The sequence below is a fragment of the Burkholderia gladioli genome, from assembly GCF_000959725.1.
GTDB lineage: Bacteria > Pseudomonadota > Gammaproteobacteria > Burkholderiales > Burkholderiaceae > Burkholderia > Burkholderia gladioli.
Genome location: NZ_CP009321.1, coordinates 163,428 through 181,546, shown reverse-complemented (window position 1 = coordinate 181,546; position 18,119 = coordinate 163,428). Strand labels below are relative to the sequence as shown.

Annotated in this window: 27 protein-coding genes; 12 read left to right on the top strand and 15 right to left on the bottom strand. The window is 62.4% G+C overall.

The window, feature by feature from the left end:
• Positions 1–8 precede the first annotated feature (8 nt).
• The 11 genes from BM43_RS01245 to BM43_RS01205 all read right to left on the bottom strand — a co-directional run bounded on the left by BM43_RS01245 (position 9) and on the right by BM43_RS01205 (position 7,044).
• On the bottom strand, positions 9–347 hold the full coding sequence (locus BM43_RS01245) for a hypothetical protein (RefSeq protein ID WP_036052819.1): 339 nt from the start codon (positions 345–347) through the stop codon (positions 9–11).
• Positions 348–372: 25 nt separating this feature from the next.
• Positions 373–843: a GIY-YIG nuclease family protein gene (locus BM43_RS40005; RefSeq protein WP_059443127.1), complete on the bottom strand. Its 471-nt coding sequence runs from the start codon at positions 841–843 to the stop codon at positions 373–375.
• 16 nt (positions 844–859) lie between these two features.
• A complete protein-coding gene (locus tag BM43_RS01240; RefSeq protein WP_036047880.1) occupies positions 860–1,183 on the bottom strand; it encodes a hypothetical protein in 324 nt (107 codons plus the stop codon).
• A gap of 48 nt (positions 1,184–1,231) precedes the next feature.
• A complete protein-coding gene (locus BM43_RS01235) occupies positions 1,232–1,510 on the bottom strand; it encodes a hypothetical protein (protein WP_036047882.1) in 279 nt (92 codons plus the stop codon).
• Positions 1,511–1,542: 32 nt separating this feature from the next.
• Positions 1,543–1,845, bottom strand: coding sequence for a hypothetical protein (locus BM43_RS40000; protein WP_144417611.1), 303 nt, complete (start codon positions 1,843–1,845; stop codon positions 1,543–1,545).
• Between the two features lie 70 nt (positions 1,846–1,915).
• Complete coding sequence (locus BM43_RS01230; RefSeq protein ID WP_036047884.1) at positions 1,916–2,344, bottom strand: type II toxin-antitoxin system VapC family toxin; 429 nt, start codon at positions 2,342–2,344, stop codon at positions 1,916–1,918.
• Entirely contained in the window at positions 2,344–2,601 is a 258-nt protein-coding gene (locus tag BM43_RS01225; RefSeq protein WP_036047886.1) for a type II toxin-antitoxin system Phd/YefM family antitoxin, read from the bottom strand. Before BM43_RS01225 ends, BM43_RS01230 begins: the two co-directional genes overlap by 1 nt.
• Positions 2,602–2,664: 63 nt before the next feature.
• Positions 2,665–3,324, bottom strand: coding sequence for a site-specific integrase (locus BM43_RS01220; RefSeq protein ID WP_036047888.1), 660 nt, complete (start codon positions 3,322–3,324; stop codon positions 2,665–2,667).
• Positions 3,325–3,482: 158 nt separating this feature from the next.
• A complete protein-coding gene (locus tag BM43_RS01215) occupies positions 3,483–5,810 on the bottom strand; it encodes a phage integrase family protein (protein WP_088555625.1) in 2,328 nt (775 codons plus the stop codon).
• A gap of 26 nt (positions 5,811–5,836) precedes the next feature.
• Positions 5,837–6,826 (bottom strand): DUF4238 domain-containing protein, encoded by a 990-nt coding sequence (locus tag BM43_RS01210; RefSeq protein ID WP_042284287.1) that lies wholly within the window; start codon positions 6,824–6,826, stop codon positions 5,837–5,839.
• Positions 6,823–7,044 carry a hypothetical protein gene (locus BM43_RS01205; RefSeq protein WP_036047889.1) on the bottom strand — a complete coding sequence of 74 codons (222 nt, stop codon included), beginning with the start codon at positions 7,042–7,044 and terminating at the stop codon, positions 6,823–6,825. Before BM43_RS01205 ends, BM43_RS01210 begins: the two co-directional genes overlap by 4 nt.
• 54 nt (positions 7,045–7,098) lie before the next feature.
• Here BM43_RS01205 and BM43_RS39995 point away from each other — a divergent pair.
• The 3 genes from BM43_RS39995 (at position 7,099) to BM43_RS39990 (ending at position 9,287) form a co-directional block, all read left to right on the top strand.
• Positions 7,099–7,856, top strand: a protein-coding gene (locus BM43_RS39995; protein WP_088555623.1) for an IS5 family transposase whose coding sequence is annotated in 2 segments (ribosomal slippage) — positions 7,099–7,414 and positions 7,414–7,856 — 759 coding nt in all. Because the reading frame shifts where the segments join, the coding sequence is not laid out codon by codon here.
• 448 nt (positions 7,857–8,304) lie between these two features.
• The gene (locus BM43_RS01190; RefSeq protein ID WP_036047895.1) at positions 8,305–9,096 is read left to right on the top strand and encodes a hypothetical protein; all 792 of its coding nucleotides are present in this window, start codon (positions 8,305–8,307) and stop codon (positions 9,094–9,096) included.
• Positions 9,093–9,287, top strand: coding sequence for a hypothetical protein (locus tag BM43_RS39990; RefSeq protein WP_144417610.1), 195 nt, complete (start codon positions 9,093–9,095; stop codon positions 9,285–9,287). Before BM43_RS01190 ends, BM43_RS39990 begins: the two co-directional genes overlap by 4 nt.
• A gap of 339 nt (positions 9,288–9,626) precedes the next feature.
• Here the strand turns inward: BM43_RS39990 and BM43_RS01185 are convergent, their stop codons facing one another.
• Positions 9,627–10,469 carry a hypothetical protein gene (locus BM43_RS01185; protein ID WP_036047897.1) on the bottom strand — a complete coding sequence of 281 codons (843 nt, stop codon included), beginning with the start codon at positions 10,467–10,469 and terminating at the stop codon, positions 9,627–9,629.
• A gap of 55 nt (positions 10,470–10,524) precedes the next feature.
• Positions 10,525–10,767: a hypothetical protein gene (locus tag BM43_RS01180; RefSeq protein ID WP_036047899.1), complete on the bottom strand. Its 243-nt coding sequence runs from the start codon at positions 10,765–10,767 to the stop codon at positions 10,525–10,527.
• A 268-nt stretch (positions 10,768–11,035) separates the two neighbouring features.
• Between BM43_RS01180 and BM43_RS01175 the strand changes: the two genes are divergently transcribed.
• The 3 genes from BM43_RS01175 to BM43_RS39985 all read left to right on the top strand — a co-directional run bounded on the left by BM43_RS01175 (position 11,036) and on the right by BM43_RS39985 (position 13,003).
• Positions 11,036–11,794 carry an HNH endonuclease gene (locus BM43_RS01175; RefSeq protein ID WP_144417609.1) on the top strand — a complete coding sequence of 253 codons (759 nt, stop codon included), beginning with the start codon at positions 11,036–11,038 and terminating at the stop codon, positions 11,792–11,794.
• A gap of 35 nt (positions 11,795–11,829) precedes the next feature.
• Complete coding sequence (locus BM43_RS01170; protein WP_144417608.1) at positions 11,830–12,126, top strand: hypothetical protein; 297 nt, start codon at positions 11,830–11,832, stop codon at positions 12,124–12,126.
• A gap of 268 nt (positions 12,127–12,394) precedes the next feature.
• On the top strand, positions 12,395–13,003 hold the full coding sequence (locus BM43_RS39985; RefSeq protein WP_144417607.1) for a hypothetical protein: 609 nt from the start codon (positions 12,395–12,397) through the stop codon (positions 13,001–13,003).
• 5 nt (positions 13,004–13,008) lie between these two features.
• Here BM43_RS39985 and BM43_RS37385 read toward each other — a convergent pair whose 3' ends face one another.
• Together BM43_RS37385 and BM43_RS01160 are read right to left on the bottom strand one after the other, a co-directional pair.
• Positions 13,009–13,377: a hypothetical protein gene (locus BM43_RS37385; protein WP_144417606.1), complete on the bottom strand. Its 369-nt coding sequence runs from the start codon at positions 13,375–13,377 to the stop codon at positions 13,009–13,011.
• Positions 13,378–13,866: 489 nt separating this feature from the next.
• Positions 13,867–14,787 carry a hypothetical protein gene (locus tag BM43_RS01160; RefSeq protein WP_230676225.1) on the bottom strand — a complete coding sequence of 307 codons (921 nt, stop codon included), beginning with the start codon at positions 14,785–14,787 and terminating at the stop codon, positions 13,867–13,869.
• A gap of 394 nt (positions 14,788–15,181) precedes the next feature.
• On the opposite strand from BM43_RS01160, the gene BM43_RS01155 reads away from it, so the two are divergent.
• The 6 genes from BM43_RS01155 to tnpB all read left to right on the top strand — a co-directional run bounded on the left by BM43_RS01155 (position 15,182) and on the right by tnpB (position 18,094).
• Positions 15,182–15,715 carry a hypothetical protein gene (locus tag BM43_RS01155; RefSeq protein ID WP_036047905.1) on the top strand — a complete coding sequence of 178 codons (534 nt, stop codon included), beginning with the start codon at positions 15,182–15,184 and terminating at the stop codon, positions 15,713–15,715.
• A 91-nt stretch (positions 15,716–15,806) separates the two neighbouring features.
• Complete coding sequence (locus BM43_RS01150; RefSeq protein WP_036047908.1) at positions 15,807–16,067, top strand: hypothetical protein; 261 nt, start codon at positions 15,807–15,809, stop codon at positions 16,065–16,067.
• A 49-nt stretch (positions 16,068–16,116) separates the two neighbouring features.
• Positions 16,117–16,401: a hypothetical protein gene (locus BM43_RS01145; protein WP_144417605.1), complete on the top strand. Its 285-nt coding sequence runs from the start codon at positions 16,117–16,119 to the stop codon at positions 16,399–16,401.
• Positions 16,402–16,495: 94 nt separating this feature from the next.
• On the top strand, positions 16,496–17,116 hold the full coding sequence (locus BM43_RS01140) for a hypothetical protein (protein ID WP_036052753.1): 621 nt from the start codon (positions 16,496–16,498) through the stop codon (positions 17,114–17,116).
• Between the two features lie 124 nt (positions 17,117–17,240).
• Positions 17,241–17,765, top strand: a complete 525-nt coding sequence (locus tag BM43_RS01135) for a transposase (protein ID WP_036052755.1) — start codon at positions 17,241–17,243, stop codon at positions 17,763–17,765.
• Entirely contained in the window at positions 17,762–18,094 is a 333-nt protein-coding gene (gene tnpB / locus BM43_RS01130; RefSeq protein WP_111946417.1) for an IS66 family insertion sequence element accessory protein TnpB, read from the top strand. The genes BM43_RS01135 and tnpB overlap by 4 nt, the downstream gene beginning before the upstream one ends.
• The last annotated feature ends 25 nt before the right edge of the window (positions 18,095–18,119 follow it).

The following is an 18,119-nucleotide window of genomic DNA, read 5'->3' as shown; positions in this document are numbered from 1 at the left end:
CTACCAAGCTACGCCGCCACCAACGCTCTGAGAGACGTCGTTGATGGACCGCGTACGATGGTTTGCGCCGCTCTTTCGAGCGCATCATGTGCAGCTCTGAGTTGTTGTGTGTCCGGAAGCAACGCCGACGCCATCACCCACCGCTGCCGGCGCACGGCCATCGCCGCAACGATTAGCGCGCCGACTACGCCCATCAGTCCACCGACGAACGAACCGACCAGCGTCTGCCAGTGATCGAGCCAACTCACGAGGGCCGACGCTGTCGATAGCGTAACGCTCCATGCAGCGTCAAGGGACGCACAGACGCGGGCCGAGGTCTGCGTGACTTGATAGACGAGGTTGCTCATACCCTCAGTGGCCTTTCCTGTTTTCCTATGCGGCGTCGGCCGAATCTTGTTCTCGATATTCAGCCTGTTTTCGGTATGAATCATCAAGATCGACGCTTGGCGAATTTGTTAGCTTGATGTATCGACCCTGAGTGTTCAACTGCTGGGCATTCGGATCGAACCGATATATGTGGCGAAGAATGCCCTCAAGCTCGCGAATCTCGTCCTCTCTCACGTTCGGCCAGACGACAAAAATCGAGCAAATGTCCCAGAGATCGCGCTTGTGCTTACGGTGTGCCCGCAGACGCCCCTTGATGCCGCTCGCAGACATACCGACGTATACGACATGACGATACGGAGTCTTGGGCTTCAGCGATTCGATGGTACGGTACAGAACGTAGATGCCGCGCAAGCCCTTCGGAATCGAATCGATGTCATCGATCGAAATTAGCTCCTTCTTTCTCTCGATAAGTCGTAGAGGCTCGAAATGGCTCGGATGTTTTGTCGACTTGGTCAAGATCGTTTTCCTTGGTCTACAGCGATTCGACAGCCGTGCGAATCGCGCTCAGCTCTCGCGTGGCGAGAGTGGCAATGCCGCGCACACCTTCGAGGCCCGCACCCTCAATCCGATACAGCGCGGTCGTGCGCTGCCCGACCGTCGCCTTGATCGTTGTGCCCGGCTTGACGAATCGCCGCCGACCTCCAAGGGTCGCGAGCACACCGCCGGAGTGCCCGAACACCGGTGCTTTCGCCGTCGGGATTCGGACTTGCTCCTGCCGCGTCTCACCGTCCGGCACGAATCCCGCTGCGACCAGCAGATCAATTACGGCGGTCATCGACTGTTGGTTCTTGATCATGTCCGTTTTTCCTTTGTGCGGGTACGGCCGCCGTTTTCCGATCCACGCTCACGCAAGATTCATTTTGAGCTTGAAAGATATTTTCCCAACTTCCGGCCCAAATTTCGGCTTGGCATAGTTTCCGAGCACGCCACCGAAGTAATTAGCGTTTCCCGTATCAATGTTCATACCGCCGTGTTGAAGCAGATACGAAAGCTCGGCCTCCGAGATAAACGATTCATCGACCACGTAGGGCACCCCTGCCTCATCGAAACCATTTAGCTTCAGCTTGGTAAGGATAGCCTTGCATGCGTCATCCAGCGGTGCTGTTTCGATATTCAAAATCATGTTGCTTCTCCGTTTTCCTAGTCGGTCTCGGATCAGAGGGTATCCGCCGCATCCCGAGCGTCGTCCAGCATCTCCGAAGCGATAGCGACGACCTGAGCCTCAGGCGCTGCAGTGCTCGGCGATGGGAATTTATTTTCAATGGACCTTGTTCCGGTCACATCGCCGCTGGCAGCCGTCTCCTCTCGATGCCATTCGGTGACAGCTCTGATTGCATCAGGACGGCTCATATCACCGGCCGCGACAAGGCGTGCCGCACCGTTTGCAATTTCCTCCGCGAGGCGTTCACGGTGTGATTCCTCTTCATCTCGAACACCCTGATTAGATCCATAACCCACTTTTTCTTCTCCTTGACGCCGGCCAAGCCGGCTTGTCCTTGGGTCGGCCAGGCCGACGATTTCCTTCCAGCTAAATCCACGGGTTATGCAGCTTGATCGGCACGCCCCTTGAATCGACCATGTGAATAAAGTCGGCGGTGTTCCGCGTAACCACTGTCAACCCTCTAGCCAAACCCGATGCGCCAATCATCGAGTCGCGATAAGACTTCGGATTTGGCACATGCAAGTAGGCGCAGCACAAGGCGACTTGTTCATCGAACGGAACGATCCGGCCTGCGAAATGCGGTCTCACGATCCCGTCGAGCCATTCCCGCATGACCCGGCCTTGCGCCGCGTCCTTGCGTTCTTGAGCAAGGACGCCTTGCTCCAACTCCAGGATAGTGACCGCCGATATGTACTGCTGCACTACAGAAACCGATTTTGCCCACGTCAGCACACTAGGATCGGCCTTGTCGGGTCTTCGCAACGCCGAGACTACACACGTATCGAGTAAATACATCAGGACAGATCCGCTGGTTTGAAATCCACGTCAACGCGCGGCGCTTCGAAATCAAAATCGGCCTCGGGGCCGACCTGTGCCAAGGCATCGGCCAGTGAAAGCTGCTTGCCTTGCATCTTGTAAAAGTCGTTGATATTCAGAAGCGCATAGGCAGGCACGCCCCGATCCGTAATGAGTACCGGACCCTCATTGGCCGCGCGCTTGGCGTCACTCACGAACTGATTAAACTCTCGGCTGGTAAAGGTTCTGGTCGTCATGGCTCGCTCCGTCTTGCCTCAATGTAGTTATGTTACTACATTCGTGCCGAAATACAAACTCGTCTAAATCACCCCGGCGACAATCGCTCCTATTCGAACCGGATCGGCGTCGATCAATCGCTTCGTTGCCGTCAGCGTTTCATGTCCAAGTAGCTCGTTGATGTGCCGAAGATCGAAGCCGAGTCGATACAAGCGCACGGCAAATGTGCGGCGACCTGACATTGCACTTGCTCCCTCGATGCCAGCTTGAGCGTGCAGCTTGCGGAACAGTTGGCTCAGGGAGTCGCACGAATAGCTGACGGCCCCGGTAGGGGTCTTTCTCGTCATCAATCGGTACGGCTTGCCGTCGCCCGTGAGAAACAGCGGGGACTCTGGATCAAGCCCGCGATATGCAGCCTTGCGCGTCGTGAGGCCGTGCCCGTTCTCGATGCGGTACGTGAGGTATTTGTCGATTGCGTTGACCACCTTGATATTCGACCACCACAGCGGACGCTCCTTGCCGTTGTAGGCGATTTCTTCGGCGATCCTAGACTTCTCAAGCAAAGAGCCATCGCCTTTGAGGTGTGCCGAAACCGGCAGGCGTGCAACTTCAGTGAGCATCATGCCTGTGCCGTATATGACCATCAGCAACGCGACGTTGCGCTCGCGGCTCTCGCCCGAAATTGCCGAGACTTTCAGCAAGTGCTTTAGGCGAGCGTCCTCGATGTAGGGGGTTCTAGCCATTCTTTTTGGGACCAAAAAACATCTTATTCAGAGGTTGAGGTCGTCAAAATAGCCTTCGATCAGGCTGGATTCAAGGCGAGACGGGGAAAGCTCGGAAAAACCTGCCATCGCGCAGCCCCGGCCGGATGATTCCTCGGCAAGCCGGCTGTCCCGAGCGTTCACCACCGCCAGCGCTCGCCGTCGACCACCGCCCAGGTCTCGCTGTCCGAGGTGTAGCGATGCTGCTCGGCGATCAGCGCGATCGCCACCATCAGGTCGTCCACCTGGCGATCGAACTCGTCTTCGGACTCGAACGGCACCTGCAGGACCGCGACGTCGCCCGGCCGTGCCGAGGGCGAGAAGCCGGCCAACACTTCGCGCGCAATGCGATCGAGCACGCGCGCCCGGCCGCGGCCGCCGTCTCGTTTCGGCGCCACGCGCAACGTCACGTGTACCGCGACGCACCGCGGGCGGCTGGCCGGGCCCGCGCCGTGATCGCCGTCCGCGGCATCCGCTTCATCCGTCGCAGCGGCCGCGGCTGGACCGGGCGCACCGGCACCCTCGAGCGCGGCATTGAAGAACGATTCGACCGTCTGATACTGGCGAACCCCGTCGCCCTTGGTGCAGTGCGTGGTGGTGGCCAGGCTCGCATGGCCGAGCAGCGCCTGCATGTCGCGGATGTCGGCGCCCGCGTCCAGGCCGTGGTTGGCGAAGGTGTGGCGCAGCCAGTGCGTGCTGGCGCGGCGCAGATCCTCGGCGGCGCCCGGATAGTTGACCTCGAGCTGCTCGGCCGCGCGCGCGAAGATCTGCTTGAACAGCGTGCCGATCGTGTTCGGATGCAGCGCCGCGCCCGTGACCACGTGCGCGACGAGCGGCGTGTCGGCCGGCGCCGTCTCGAGCGCGAGCGGCTCGGCGCGCGCGCGCAACTCCGCGCGCAGCAGATCCAGCAGCTTGGCCGGCATGGGGACCTCGCGCCGGCGCCGGCCCTTGCCGTCCACGCGCAGCACGTAGGCGTCCGCGAGCGCGCCATCGAGCGCCTTGCGCGTCAGGTCGCCCGTGGTGGCCGCGGCCAGCTCGGCGCGCCGCATGCCGGTCGCGTAGGCGAGCAGTAGCACGAAGGCGTCGCGCTGCATCCGAACACGATCGGCGCGCGCGGCGTCCGAGCGGTCCGGCGCGGCGCCCAGCGCCCGATCCGGTTGCCAGACGGTCTGGAGCACGTAGCGCCATTGGGCGTGCGTGAGCGTGCGGCCCGCCGTGTCGATCGGCACGGGCGCCGCGGCGGCCAGCCCGTCGAACGGATTCACACGCAGGTATTGCTGGCGCACGAGCCAGGCGCCCATGGCGGTCAGGATCCGGCGCGCGGTGTCGCGGCTGCGCGCGGACAGCGGCCCCGCGAACGGGCGCCAGGCCGGGTCGAAGCGCTCCACCCTGCCCCGCCCGATCCAGCGCTCGGCCGGCTGCGGGTCGGCCAGGAACCGCTCCAGGTAGTCCGCCGCGTCCATCGTGTTGAGCGACGACAGCGGCTTGCCCTTGGCGACGATGGCCCACAGCAGCAGCCGCTCGGCCACGCGCCGGTACGCGCGGCGCGTGGCCTCGCTGCGCGCGCCGCGGACCTCGATCCAGGCGCGCACCGCCTGGAGGTCCGTGTTCAGTTCGGCCTGGTGCGCCGGCACGGGCGCCCGGTTCAGGCCGGCGGAGCCGTCGAGCTCGGCCGGCACGCGCAGCGCCTCGAGCGGCGCCACGTCGGCCGGCGCGCGCGCGACGGGCTGCAGGGCCGGGTGCCCGGCCGGCAACTGCCGGCGCGGCGTCATGGCCAGCGGTGACAGGTAGCCAAGCGACTCGGCGTGCTGGTCGACGAACGCGACGATCCGCTCGGCGCCGACGGCGCCCAGCCGCGGCACCGCCGTGTACCACCGCTGGCGCGGGCGGCGGATCAGCCCCAGCAGCTGGTCGAAGGTCATCACGCCGACGGCGGCCAGGCGCTCGACCAAGGCCGGCGCGAACCAGCCCTCGAGCAGGTGGTCCGGGCGGGGCACCTCGACCAGCGCCGCCTCCATGCGGGTGAGCGCGGCGTCCTGGCGCTCGCGCAGGCGCCGGTTGCGCGCGACCTTCCGATCGATCGCCGGCGAGCGCGCCGGCGGGAACTGTTCAAGGTAGAGGGCGAGCAGGTCGCGCTCGCTGTAGACGTGATCCGGGTCGACCTGGTCGCGAAATGCATCGAGCGTCGGCGGCACCGGCGCAGCGCCCGGCTCTCCCTGCCCCGCGCCCGCGTGGGCCTCGGCCGGCGAGCTGCCGGGCCTGAGGCGCAGCAGGTGCGCGGCATCGATGTCGCCGGCGCGCCGCGCGGCGATCGTCAGGGTGTCGCGCAGCGTGGCGAGCGTGCGGCGTGTGATGCGCACGTGGGTGCCGGGCGCGCCGTAGTGCGCGTGCAGCCTCTGCTCCTCGAATCCTTCCAGGTAGGCGCGATACAGCGCGAAGTGGGCGTGAGTCAGGTGCAGCAACGGCATGTCAGATTTATCGCGGAGCCGGCGCATCATGACGGCTCGCCCGCCGGCGCGGCGGTTCGCAGGACTGCCGTCAAGCGGGACAGCAGCGCATCACCACGTCCCACTTTGTTATCCGGCCCGACGAATTCGAACCGGTCGTTTTGCGCATAGATTTGCCGGTCGGCGAGCGCGATGGTGCGCGTGTTGATCGCCGCCACGAGATCTGGTGGTACCTCGAGGACACCATCTCGTCCATCGAAGCTGCCACGAATCGCCAGGGTTTTCGACAGCGGGCACACTACCGACGTGCCGGTAGCCCCGAAGCCCGGAGGATAGAACCCACCCTCCAGGTTCGCGTCATCCCAGCACAGAGTCGTGGGATTGTCCGACGTCACGAATCCGCCCGACTCGGCCGACGCGCGTAAGACCGCCCAGCGTCGTTCGTGCAGCAGGTTGTACACGACCGGGAGAAGTTCGAGCTCCGTCGCGACGTGCCGCGTAGTCGTCACGTCGATCCGATACTCGCCGCTGTCCACGAACGCCTTCATGTCCTCGTAGCTGACCTTCGGCGGCGCCATAAAGCCGTCGGCAACGGCCCTCCGGACTTGCGACTCCCAACGCTCCCGGGTGGCGAGCGCCTGGTCCATGATCGTGCGGGTGCTGTGCTCGTAGAACTGACGGAGGTGCTCCCGACGCCGGGGGCTACGGACAGCGAACAGCGCCACCATCTCCAGGAGGATCGCTAGGTCCGCGTCATCCACCTGGCCACGGCGGGTGTCGGCACGGACCAGGACCGGCGCCAGCTTCGCTTCGAAGTCCGCGTACATGGCTTCGATTACGTTAGGGTCCTCACCGTCGATGCGGTTGAAGTCGCGTTCGGCCGCGATGTTCGAGGGTGTGGTCCAAAACGCCCGACGGCGCGGGGCATCGACCACGTAGAGCTGGGATTTCTTGCTTCGGTCGTGCGTGAAGTGCTTCAAGTAGCACTGCGGCACATAGTGGTGCTTGCGGGCGACGCCGCCAGCGTTGTCGCTCATCGTGCGCCTCCGTTCCGTTGGTGCCATCGCGCGCACCGAACGGCCGGCGAATCCAGGCGCAGGGTCAGCGTGCCGGGCCAAGCCGCCAGCGCCGCGCGCACATCCGCCTGGAGATCCGCCGAGGGTCCGCCGCGCGCCAGCTCGACCAGCTCGAAATCCCCCAAGCGCTGGAGGCCGATGCGCGTGAGGCGCCAGGTGTGGTCGTCGTAGACCTCCATTAGGAAGGTGGTTAGGGCCTGTTCACACTATTAGTTTGAGGTTATGCTTCGGAGATGGAAATCTCCGAAGCCCAATTCAACCAGATCGAACATTGCCTGCCGCGCCAACGAGGCAATGTAAGTCTGTCGAACCTGCAAGTGCTCAATGCAATCCTTTACGTAGCCGAGCATGGCTGCAAGTGGCGCGGCCTGCCTTCGCGCTTCGGCCGTTGGCACACGATCTACACGCGCATGAACCGCTGGTCCCGCAGCGGCGTGCTGGACCGGGTGTTCACGGAGTTGCAGCGCGCGCAGATTATCCGTGTCCGGATCGAAGCGGTATCGCTGGATAGCACAATCGTCAAAGTTCATCCTGACGGGACCGGCGCATTAAAAAAAACGGACCACAAGCCATCGGCAAATCTCGCGGAGGATGGACAACAAAGATTCATATGGTTGCCGCGGATGCTCGAACAGCCGTGACGTTTGCTCTGTCGCCCGGCCAGGCTGGCGATGCTCCGCAGGGGCGCGCACTTCTCGAAAGTCTGGGGCCGCCGAACCGGCCGCTGTACCTCCTGATGGACAAAGCGTACGAGGGCAACGAAACCCGGCAACTCGCGCTCGACCTTGGTTTCATTCCCGTCGTACCGCCGTTGCGCACACGCGTTGAGCCTTGGGAGTACGACCGCGAAATGTACAAGCGTCGCAACGAAGTGGAACGACTGTTCCGCCGCTTGAAGGGCTTTCGGCGCATCTTCTCGCGCTTTGACAAGCTCGACGTGATGTTCATTGCCTTTATCAACTTCGCCTTGATCATTGAAGGCTTGCGATAGTGTGAACACGCCCTAGCAACCATGCCGCCGATGGCACCGCACGCGATAAACGCCTTCTTATCTCGCCAGCCCTGACCGCTGTCGGTACCAGCGAATCTGCCGATCGTCCATTGCGCCACAAATTTAGTTGAAATCGCGCAGCAGGTTACAACTTTAGTTGACGGCGCAACGCCGATAGACACAACTTTAGCTGAAACTGGATTTGGCCTCTCAGCCTTGCGGGACAAGGGTTTGCGGGCCGTACAGCATTCCACCAGGGTAGTTACAACTTTGGTTACGCAAGCGGTGCTTCCGCAGCGCTGCCCGCCCGGTAGGCTTGGCCTTGGCCTTGGCGCTTGGTCAGCGCTGCTTGCTCCTGGCCGACGAGGTTCGCGTCGTGCCAGCGCGGCGCGCCCGAAGCGACCGCGCTGACCGCTAGAATTGAGCGTTTTCGTTTCTGCCCGATAGCATGCCTCTACCTCGTACTGACTTCTTCGATCGCGTGTTGCACGATCCGTACGATCGGCTGCGGGCGTCCGACTTGGCCACGCAGTATCTCTCCGGCGAGTTCCGTTTGGACGGCGAGCTAATCGGTGCCGCGACACTGATCGATTTCGATTCGATCGAGCTGACCAGCGCCGAGTACGCGCAACTGCTGATGGTCTTCACCAACGCGCGCGTCCATGAGCAGGCCCAGTATGAGGTGGGACCAGACTCGGCCCCGCCTGGCGTGTACTACACGTCGGTGCAGCCGGCGATCCTGCAACACCCCCACAAGAACCGCATTGGGTTCTACGAGGACGTGGACAACGAGATGTCGCTGTATCTTGGCGAAATCGACGATGCCACGGGCAACGTTGCGGAGTCGGCAATCGCGCAGGCACTGCACATCGACCACGTTTTTCTGCGACACCAGGCGCCGGACTGGCTTGGTACGTTAGCCTTTGCCCTTTGCGCGATGACTGCGCACTGTCTGGGCTACCGCCGGATTACTTTGATTGCGGGGGGCGGGGCCGGATTTGACCCTAACTTAATCGGCTATCGCTATTGGCCCAAGCTCGGTTTCGATGGGCCGCTCGAGGACGACGAGCGCGCGATCCCGGATTTCGGAGCCTGTCGAACCGTCCAGGATTTATTGGAAATCGACGAAACATGGTGGGCGGCACACGGCTCGCAGCGGCTGATGGAGTTCGATCTTGCCGCCGACAGTCGGTCGTGGAGAAAGCTGCTAGACTATTTGCTGGATAAGGAGTTGATATGAGCCACGTGACGAAACCGCTGAAGAAAACTGCGCCGACGACGGCCGCAGTGAAGGTCGTCGTGCGCGTGTCGGAGCGTAAGAAGAAGCCTGCGCCGCTGACTACGGCCGATAAGGTGGGGATGCGTGCTGCGGCCCGGCGCCCGAGCACGCGAGTGACGCCGGAATTGCCTGAATGGCGCAAAGCGATATAGCCTAGGATGGGCTAGTTGGCCCGTTCTTTGACTATTCGACCTGGTAGCGGGCAGTCATGCGAAAAAGGGGCCTTTCGGCCCCTTTTTGTTGCAGCATTAAAGCGGCTGCGCGCGCTTGAGGTAGAGAACCTCTTCGGCTTATTTGGTCCAATCGGGACCCTCAAGATTCCACGCCGGACAGGACGATTCGCCGCATTCCCACGCGGCCGCAAGTTCTTCGAGCCTGTTGGCCAGGTCGACTACGCTCTCCATGCACGTGCGGAGAAGCTCGCGCTGGAGGATTAGCTGGGCTGGAACTGACCATGACCGTGCACTCGCCGGCGCCGGTCCAGCGCCGACTCAGCTCCCGTGGAGCCGCGCATGTTCGGCAAGAAGGTATGCGATGTAGCTGCGGGTGAGATCGCAGTAGAGCCGCGCTTCTGCTGCGCCGAGCTCTGCCCCTTCCTTCAGGTCAGTGCCGTGACGGATGCCCCCGCCAGTGGGCGACGAGACAAACCCGTGGAGGGTTTTCATCCAGGTCATAACTTGGCCGAGGACGCCGCCATAATTAAGCCGTCTGAGGTCGTCAACGATCTGGTTGAAGTAGTTGCCGGTTACGTTTCCGCCCGCGTAAGTAGCACCCTTAAAGGCAGTCGACACCGTCTCGAGCAGCCAGAATATCTCCGACACTGCGGCTCGATACTGTCCGGCTGCCAGCAGATCTTCGGATCGCAATAGCGACGTTTGAATGAGTTCGTTCGCCTGCTCGTCGAGCGACGGTGTATGCCCCGGCACCGCAACACTAGCGTTGATCTGGCCCATCACGAGATCGGGCGGGGCTATCGCATAACCGCTGGACTGAAGGATTCGGTTGATATGGTCGAGCGGTGGCAAGACGATAGAGTCGTTGTGACGCTCAACATCAGTGCAGGCGTCGTAAAACGCCTCGACGAATAACGCCGCATTCTCCGAGGCGTGACCAGCATAATCCTTCATGTCGGCCTTGGCCCACGCCTCGCTCGAGCTGCGCGAGGTCTGCCGACCAGCTGCCTGTGCAAACCGGCGCTTGAATATCTCGTAGATATTCTGGGCTGTGCCGTCTTGCGTTGCGATGCGCATCACGAGCGCGAGTAGATCGGCGACGACGCCGCCCTCCATTTCACCCGGCGACTGGTAACGCCATTGACCATCGAATTTCAGCATTTCGCCTCCAACGACACGAGTGTCGATGTGACCACTAAAATGGATGTCAATGCGCTTACGCCTCGTCGAAGCCCGCTTGAGTCAAGACGACGCCACCAGTGGGACCATCGACAAGCCAGCCTGCTTCATCGGCATACTTGAAGCCAGCTTTCATGTCATCCATTTGCAAGCCTCTCTTCAACCAGACGTGCATGACGTTGGTTGAGCCGAGCGCGCGGTCGACGGTGATATGGAAATGATTGACGAAAATGTCAAGAATTCGGCGGGCTGCTTCTTCGGGTGTCATTGCCGTGGCCATTGAGTCTCCGGTAGCTATTTCGTGGCATTTCAATACCTCCATATTACTCGCACATGCCGATGGTCGGATTCTGTTGGGATAAGATTTCACACTTCAGCAGACAGATGCAGCGTCTCGCGTGGCGAGGCGTGGGCCGATATCGCCAACGAATGGTGGCGAGGTAGAGCCCTGGCACGCCCGGCGCGCGGGCGGCGAACAACGTGGGGTACGATTGGTGGCGTGGTAGGAAAGAAGTGCTACCGCGCAAAGGCGGACCTACGGGGGCCTGATGGGAAGCAAGGGATTTAAAAACAAGACGTGCGTCTATTGTGGCCGGGAAACTGTTTCCGAAACGGCAGACCATGTGGTTGCGCGCGAGTTCTTTCGAGTCGGGGAGCGCGCCAACCTTCCGAAAGTTCCGGCTTGCAATGTTTGCAATAACGCAAAGTCGCAACTTGAACATTATGTCTTGGCGGTGCTGCCGATGGGCGGTGTACACCCGGACGCGGTTGCGACCATCGTGGAGCAGGTGGCTGGTCGAATCGGCAGGAACGAGAAGCTTCGCCGCAACCTCGCGGTCGGTCAGCGAGACCGGCTCGTTCGTGGGCCGGATGGCGTCTGGCGGGAAGGTATGTCGATCCCTTTCGAAGGCGGGAAGCTGGCGACCCTGGCTTGTTACATCGCACTCGGATTGGCTTGGCACCACTGGAAGATCCAGATCGCGCCGAACGCCGTCGCGAACGCCTCCATTTTCACTTCGGAAGGGACGCAGGTTTTCGAGAGCGCATGGGCGGGCATTCCAGCGGAGCAGCGCGTCACTCAGATCTATGAGAGCGATGTCATCGCTTATCGAGGTGGGTACATCGCGACGAACAGAAATGTCACGTTGTGGCAGATGCGGTTCTTCGGCGGTGTTGAGCTCGGCGATTCGAAGCGGTCGGGTGAAACCGCGCGCACCATGTTCGTCGCGACCAACGATGCAGCTGAGTGGATCGCGAAGCACAAAGACCGCCCTCCAGGTTGCCTCGCTCCGATTAGCGTAGGTTGATCGAGATGATCTACCGGCCCCTTACGAGCATGGACGTGGACGACGCCACTGCGATCGAGATGATCGCCAACGCTAGGAACCGTCTTGCGTTCGCCCGGCGCAACGACACGAGCACGCCGGACGTCGCATATGCTCATTTGATCGAGGGATTGGACAGCATGCTCGATCTCTCGTCGGAGGACTTTTCAATCCTGGAATGGCACGCGCGGGCGTTTCAAGCCGACGAGCGGTTCGAGCAGGCATTGCGACTAGGGCGGGGTGCCGAATTTAACGCGCTCATAGCGGGTCTTCGTGATGTCGTCGCGAGAGCCCGGTTCGTCACCCCCAGGTAAAACGCGCGTGTTTGCTCACACCTTCGTGGTCATGCGGCTACCCCTTTGAAAGATCAGCGCCCCAGGCAGCTGGTGATCTCACGGGCGCTGTGAACGACAATGGCCCCGCAGATCGCGCCATCCTATTTCTTGTATATAATTGTCGCTGGCGTCTGGGCCAAACCTGTTCCCGGGTTAAATCACAGAGTGTTTTTTCCTTAGCCGAGCGGACTCCAATCCGAATCGATGTGTAATCGGGAACCGTCGATTTTAATGTCTGGAGATCTGCATGCACCATCCTCGTCTTAGTGCGACGGAACTTGCTGAATTGAAGCATGTCGTTGCCAAAGTACTTCCCCAAGTTGGCTCCTCTCATCTGACAGAGGCACTGGCGTACGGATTGGGCTTTCGTACCCACGCGTCGTTGAAAGCGGCGTTGGCCAGGCCGGAAGTTCTCCGACCACCGATGTATCTTGCCCTTGAACTGGTCCGAGAACGTCTTCGCAAACTCAACTATCTCGTTGATGCTCCCGAGCTCGACGCAGCTTGGCGATCGATAAAAGATCGATTTCTATACGCCGTGATGTTCGGCGGTCTATCGGGCATCACCCCAGTAAGCGAGGAAGAGGAACTTCGGGCCCTTGGCACGTCAATTGTCGAACATGTGGAAGCCGCTCGTCGCCGTCATGCATATAACGAAGCAATCGACGAGGCCATGGACTCGATGTATTGGCCGAGAGTTAAGCAGGGGGTTCCGGATGCGGAAGAAAAAGCACTATCCAACAAATGCTCTATCCGCGCGATGGAATTGATGTGTGAATGGCATATCATCAAGGGCTGCTTAGGTTCTTCCTGCCCCGGCACTTGCGGCCAGAGAGATGGACCACCGTCCGATTGATCGGGTCAGCGCAGCGTGAACGCGGATGAAAATACCGAACTGCGATCATTCGACTGCACGCGGTCGATGACATCCGCCGCGTGCCCGCGTTTCATGGCGGCCTCGAAATCGGCCAGAGTGATCAGCAACAGCGTCGGATCGAGCGGAAATGCTTCGAAGCCGCCTCGCTCGTAGTACGCGTCGATCGCGACTGAGATCGCGTGCGCGCTCAGGCCGCGAATGGCGATCGCCGCGACCGTGTGCAGCACGCGCCGGTCGTCGGCGAGCAGCCACAACGCGACTACGGGTATCGGATCAGGGATATTGCGCCGGAACCGGCCGCGTACCGCGTCGGGCACGCCGCCCCCGGATGCCGGCGCGTAGTACGTGGGCACCTGCCCGTCTTAGGGCACGACTTGCAGCAGAAAACGATGGCCTGGGTCAATGCTGCGCAGCAGAGGCAGTGTTGGACTGCCCAGGGAATACTAGACGCTGCTGGCCTATGATTGGACTGCCCGGTCCGCAGGTGCTGGACGCGTGGCGACCCGGTCGCGGCCGCGTTTTTTGGGGTGTCATGTCAATGCCGATAATTCGTATGGTCGGCATTGTCGAATGGTGGAGGCATCGGCATTCCTGGTGCTGACCAGCGATCAAGCCCGGCTTCGGCCGGGATTTTTCTTGGCCGGCGCAACTTGGCTGGCCATTTGGAACACCGGCAGTCTTAGGCGGGTGATAAATGTTCCGGTCGGAAGCGAGCAAGCGCGGCGGTAAGGTTAAAGCCGTGTGCGTCCGACCACGACTTGGCCAGAGCGCGATGCGTCGCGTGCCTGGCCAGACGCGCATGACGGAGATGCCGTAACCCAGATGAATGGGCCGCGATGCCTTTAGTTCCACGCAGGGCGAGGATTGTCGCCGCGCTCCCAAGCATCCGCCAGATCCTGCGGGCGCCAAAACCACTTCAACTGCGGTCTCCGAAGGTCCGCGATTTTCCCGTGAAACCCGTTGTCACCCGCGACCACGAACGCAGGCAGCATCAAGTAACGATAGAGGTCAAGATCGATTCCGTCGTTGATCTTCTTGTCACTAGTCGGATCGTAGGGCTCCTTCGACTTGCGCGTCCGAACCCACTGGCGCCAGATGTACCGGATCATCAGATCCTGGCGCTCGGCTATGCTCGGAGATTGCGATTTTCCGCGTGACGCCTCGGTGGCGAGCGCCTTATCCAACTGGGGGTGATCGTATTCATGCAACGGACGGGTGGCCTCGCCGTCCGGGGCATGAGCCATCCACTCGGCGTGGGCGTCATCAAGGTCCTTAAATAACTCAGTCCAGTCTTCGCGATCGTCTTGCAGTGCGCGTTTGATGTCCTTCCCACTGTCTTCGTTGAGCAGTGACGGATCGCAGAGGACCGCCCAAGCGCGCGTAGCGAAATCCGACACCTCGGCTTCCGACCAGTCCAAGTCCTCAGACTCCCCGATCATGGCCAGCAGATCCTTCTTTCCCGGCAACACCGGTGCATCCGGATTCAAGAACGGCGCAAGCGCTTTGTGAATCTTGTGCAAATCGGCTTCGGTCAGGCGGCCATCGAGACGCTGGTTCAAAAGCTCGGTGACGGCGTTGTCGGCGAGCGAGAACGAGTAGCCGGCGTCGGCCATCTTCTCGAACGTTGCCACCCAAGGGGGGGTAGAGGATTCATATGCAATGTCGCGCACCGGGCTGGTGTCGAGCACAACGATGCACTGATCGTCGGGGATGAGCTTGCGGGGAATAGACGGCATCAGGAGGTCCCTCAGTTTGGGTAGCATGGTTGCTCACGTCGCTTCCGCGATCAATCAACCGGGGCGTGCCAAAGGGAAGCCGCGTGCGCAGGCGCTGATATGGTGGTGCGGCCGGCCGACTTCAAGAGGCAGGGCGTGAACATTCGGTCGATAGACAAATCGCACATCTGATAACTAGGCTTATCGCCTGTGCGATTTCATCCGGTCAGATCGGCCGCTTTTCGCCGATACTCCCTCCTGATCCCCTCCGAGCCGCGCCCGGCGGGCCTGCGCGCCACACCCGCCCGGCGCGGTGCCGGGCGCCGCGTGACCGGGCGCAGCGCGCGGAATGTATCCCGTTGTACAAGTTTCGTAGCGTGCGTCACGATATCGATGCGCCCGCCTCCGCGCGCGGCCATACCAACACGACGAGGACCACCGCATGACCATCATCAACTTCGACGACGCGCAGCTGCTCTGCGTCGGGGGCCGCTGGCACGGCAAACTGCGCGACGCCGAACCGTCGTCGTTCATCGAGACCTGGCGTCCGGACTTCAGCACCGACGCGGCGTCGCGATTCCAAAGCTATCGGGTCGACACGCTCACCCGTCAGACCGAAGCCGGGCCCGAAACCCGTCAGTTCTTCCTGCTGGAGAGCAATGTGGAAGACCAGGACCTATGGAAGGGGGCGCTGCTGGCCCGCACGGAAGCCCAGGCCGAATTTTTCTGGGGCGACCCGGCGCCGGCGCACCCCAAGTGGGTGCGGGTGGACGACGGAGCCGGCGAGCCCGAGCGGTATCACGCCGTGTTTCTCGGGGAGCCGGCGTTGATGCAGCGTGACGACGATGGCGCGTGGCGTATCACGTACCGCGGCTGCCGGTCCGTCCCGTTTGCCTCGCGCGCCCTCGCCGAGGCGCGCGCGGCGGACGTTGTGGTCGACGTGGCGGACCACCTTTCCCGTCAGCCCCAGGCCTGAGCGTGGCGGGCAGCGAATAGCAGAGCGAGGCGGGCGCGGCCGTGTCCGCGCCCACGCCCACACCGGCCCCCGGGCCAACAGGAGCTGCACGATGAAGCACCAGATCTTCGGCCGCAAGGTCGGCACCGACGAGCCCATGATCGTCCTGATGACCGGCTTGGGGACCTCGACAGGCGGCCGACAGGGCGTCGACCCGGGCAAGCTCGAGACGTTCTCGCTGGCCAGCACCCGGCGCGCCGTCGCGGCGCTGCGCGAGCGCGGCATCGAGGGCTACGTGCTGTTCGAGAACGACCCGACGCGCTACGCCTTCACCCCGGAAGCCGATTTCGTCTACCCGGCCGCGCGCCACTGACGCCCCCATGAACCCATCGAATCCGATCGCGGCGGCCGCGGCGAACCCAGTGCGTTCCGTCATCCAAACCTGGCGCGTGTCGATCTGGGGCATCGGCCTGACGTCGTTCCTCGCCGAGGTCTACGACGACCACACCTGGCGCCTCACGCGCATCGGCCTGCAGCGCCTGGGCGATTTCGAGCTGGTCGAGCTGGCGCGGGGCGGCCCGTCGGCGGATCTCGGGGCGGATCTGCGCGCGGCGCTGGCCGCGTGGCCCGGCTCGCTCACCCTGCGCCTGGATTCGCCGGCCGATCGGCGCCAACGCTGGCTGCAACGCAATGGGCACGCCGGATGAGCGCCCTGGGCACGCCCCGCGCGCCCGACCTGAACCCACGCTCGACCGCGCGGCTGAGCCCCCTTGACCCATCGATGCACAACCGGACACCCTCATGAGCGATATCCCGAAGACCCTGGCCGCGCTGGCGGCTGACGCCCAACACGGGCACGTCGACTTTGCTGGCCACCGCTGGTTCACGATGCGGTTCGGCACGAGCACCGAGCTACATGGCGCCGGGGACGGCGCCATGGCCCTGGTGACGATCACCGAAAGCCTCGGCGCGAGCGCCGACGAGGCGCCGACCTACAGCGCGCGCGTCGAGTATCAGCGCGGGCAGGACCCGGTCGTGCGCCAGAGCGGGTTCGCCAGCGCCGAGGATGCCTTGGCCTGGGCCAGTGGCTTCGCGTGGACCACGCGACAGGTGGGGAGCGTCACGTGGGTCGCCGGCACGGCCGACGCCGACAAGTGGCATGCGCCGATCGGCGCGTCGCAGGCGGTGATCGCGATTTACCGTGGCAGGGAGGGGGACGCGCCGTACTACACCGTGACCCGCACCCTCGCGCTCGGGACGCAGTGGGTCGAGCTGAAGGTGGGCGATCGCACCCTCGGCGACGAGGCGCGGAGCATCGTGAGCTTCGAGCAGGCCTCGGCGATCGCCGTCTCGATGACCGACTACGTGCTCGAGCTGATGCGTACGGCGCCGGCCGCGGGCGACGACGCGCGCGCGTCGTGAGGCCCCTTGAGACGTCGACGCGCGGCCCGGGCACGCTCAACGTATGCGGTCCATTGTCGGCGTCTGCCCAACGGCGCTCTGAGCGAGGAGCATAGGTGTCCACCTATTTGGGAGGTGGACACCTATGGCTGACAAAGACTCTGAGTTGAGAGTGGTTCGTCAAAACAGCGACGGCCGTCGCCGCTACGACGAGAAGGGAAAACGCGCATTGGTCGAGGCCGCGTTACGCCCGGGCGTGTCGGTGGCTCGCCTGGCGCAGGAGCACGGGATCAACGCCAACCTGCTACGCAAGTGGATTTCGAAGTATCTGATGGAGCGCGAGAAAGGCCTCGTGCCGGCGTCGCAAGATAACGACGCTGACGGGCACGATTTGCCCCCCGCCGTCGAAGTGGTCGATGGTTTGGCTATCGGTCTCCCGGGTTCGCTCAAGCGCATTTCGGCCACGGCACCAGCATCTGCGTTCGTGCCGGTCGTTTCGGCGCCGTCGTTGACACCGCCCACATCAGCATCGATGACGCTCGCGTTGCACGTGCGTCTATCCAACGGTGTCGAGCTCGAACTGGGCAAGGCCATCGCGACTGTCGACGAACTGACGACCTTGGTTCAGATCCTGGGGAGGATGCCGTGTTCCGGTTCGACGAAGGCTTGAAGGTCTACCTGCACCGCGATACCGTCGACTTCCGCTACGGCATGAACAGCCTGTCGATTCTCGTCGAACAGTCGATGCGACTGAACCCGATGGATGCTTCGCTCTACGTGTTCGGCAATCGGCGTCGTGATCGAATCAAGATCCTCGGCTGGGATGGGAACGGCTTCTGGCTGCTAACGAAACGCCTTGAGGCCGATCGCTTCACCTGGCCAGACAAGAAAACCGAAGTCGTGACGATGACGACGGATCTGCTGCACGCGTTGCTCGACGGTGACGACATTACTACGATCCAGCGGCATCCGAGACGCGAATATCGTCGCGTCAGTTGAACGCGAGATCGGCATGTCTGTCGAA

What these genes read in the sequence shown, in the direction of transcription:
- BM43_RS01160 (WP_230676225.1), bottom strand. Translation starts at nt 14,787, where the DNA reads ATGCTACCCAAACTGAGGGACCTCCTGATGCCGTCTATTCCCCGCAAG.
- BM43_RS39990 (WP_144417610.1), top strand. Translation starts at nt 9,093, where the DNA reads ATGAGCCACGTGACGAAACCGCTGAAGAAAACTGCGCCGACGACGGCC.
- BM43_RS39985 (WP_144417607.1), top strand. Translation starts at nt 12,395, where the DNA reads ATGCACCATCCTCGTCTTAGTGCGACGGAACTTGCTGAATTGAAGCAT.
- BM43_RS01225 (WP_036047886.1), bottom strand. Translation starts at nt 2,601, where the DNA reads ATGACGACCAGAACCTTTACCAGCCGAGAGTTTAATCAGTTCGTGAGT.
- BM43_RS01190 (WP_036047895.1), top strand. Translation starts at nt 8,305, where the DNA reads ATGCCTCTACCTCGTACTGACTTCTTCGATCGCGTGTTGCACGATCCG.
- BM43_RS01140 (WP_036052753.1), top strand. Translation starts at nt 16,496, where the DNA reads ATGAGCGATATCCCGAAGACCCTGGCCGCGCTGGCGGCTGACGCCCAA.
- BM43_RS01235 (WP_036047882.1), bottom strand. Translation starts at nt 1,510, where the DNA reads ATGATTTTGAATATCGAAACAGCACCGCTGGATGACGCATGCAAGGCT.
- BM43_RS01220 (WP_036047888.1), bottom strand. Translation starts at nt 3,324, where the DNA reads ATGGCTAGAACCCCCTACATCGAGGACGCTCGCCTAAAGCACTTGCTG.
- BM43_RS01215 (WP_088555625.1), bottom strand. Translation starts at nt 5,810, where the DNA reads ATGCCGTTGCTGCACCTGACTCACGCCCACTTCGCGCTGTATCGCGCC.
- BM43_RS01230 (WP_036047884.1), bottom strand. Translation starts at nt 2,344, where the DNA reads ATGTATTTACTCGATACGTGTGTAGTCTCGGCGTTGCGAAGACCCGAC.
- BM43_RS01210 (WP_042284287.1), bottom strand. Translation starts at nt 6,826, where the DNA reads ATGAGCGACAACGCTGGCGGCGTCGCCCGCAAGCACCACTATGTGCCG.
- BM43_RS01205 (WP_036047889.1), bottom strand. Translation starts at nt 7,044, where the DNA reads ATGGAGGTCTACGACGACCACACCTGGCGCCTCACGCGCATCGGCCTC.
- BM43_RS01240 (WP_036047880.1), bottom strand. Translation starts at nt 1,183, where the DNA reads ATGATCAAGAACCAACAGTCGATGACCGCCGTAATTGATCTGCTGGTC.
- BM43_RS01175 (WP_144417609.1), top strand. Translation starts at nt 11,036, where the DNA reads ATGGGAAGCAAGGGATTTAAAAACAAGACGTGCGTCTATTGTGGCCGG.
- BM43_RS01135 (WP_036052755.1), top strand. Translation starts at nt 17,241, where the DNA reads ATGGCTGACAAAGACTCTGAGTTGAGAGTGGTTCGTCAAAACAGCGAC.
- BM43_RS01150 (WP_036047908.1), top strand. Translation starts at nt 15,807, where the DNA reads ATGAAGCACCAGATCTTCGGCCGCAAGGTCGGCACCGACGAGCCCATG.
- BM43_RS01245 (WP_036052819.1), bottom strand. Translation starts at nt 347, where the DNA reads ATGAGCAACCTCGTCTATCAAGTCACGCAGACCTCGGCCCGCGTCTGT.
- BM43_RS01155 (WP_036047905.1), top strand. Translation starts at nt 15,182, where the DNA reads ATGACCATCATCAACTTCGACGACGCGCAGCTGCTCTGCGTCGGGGGC.
- BM43_RS01180 (WP_036047899.1), bottom strand. Translation starts at nt 10,767, where the DNA reads ATGGCCACGGCAATGACACCCGAAGAAGCAGCCCGCCGAATTCTTGAC.
- BM43_RS01185 (WP_036047897.1), bottom strand. Translation starts at nt 10,469, where the DNA reads ATGCTGAAATTCGATGGTCAATGGCGTTACCAGTCGCCGGGTGAAATG.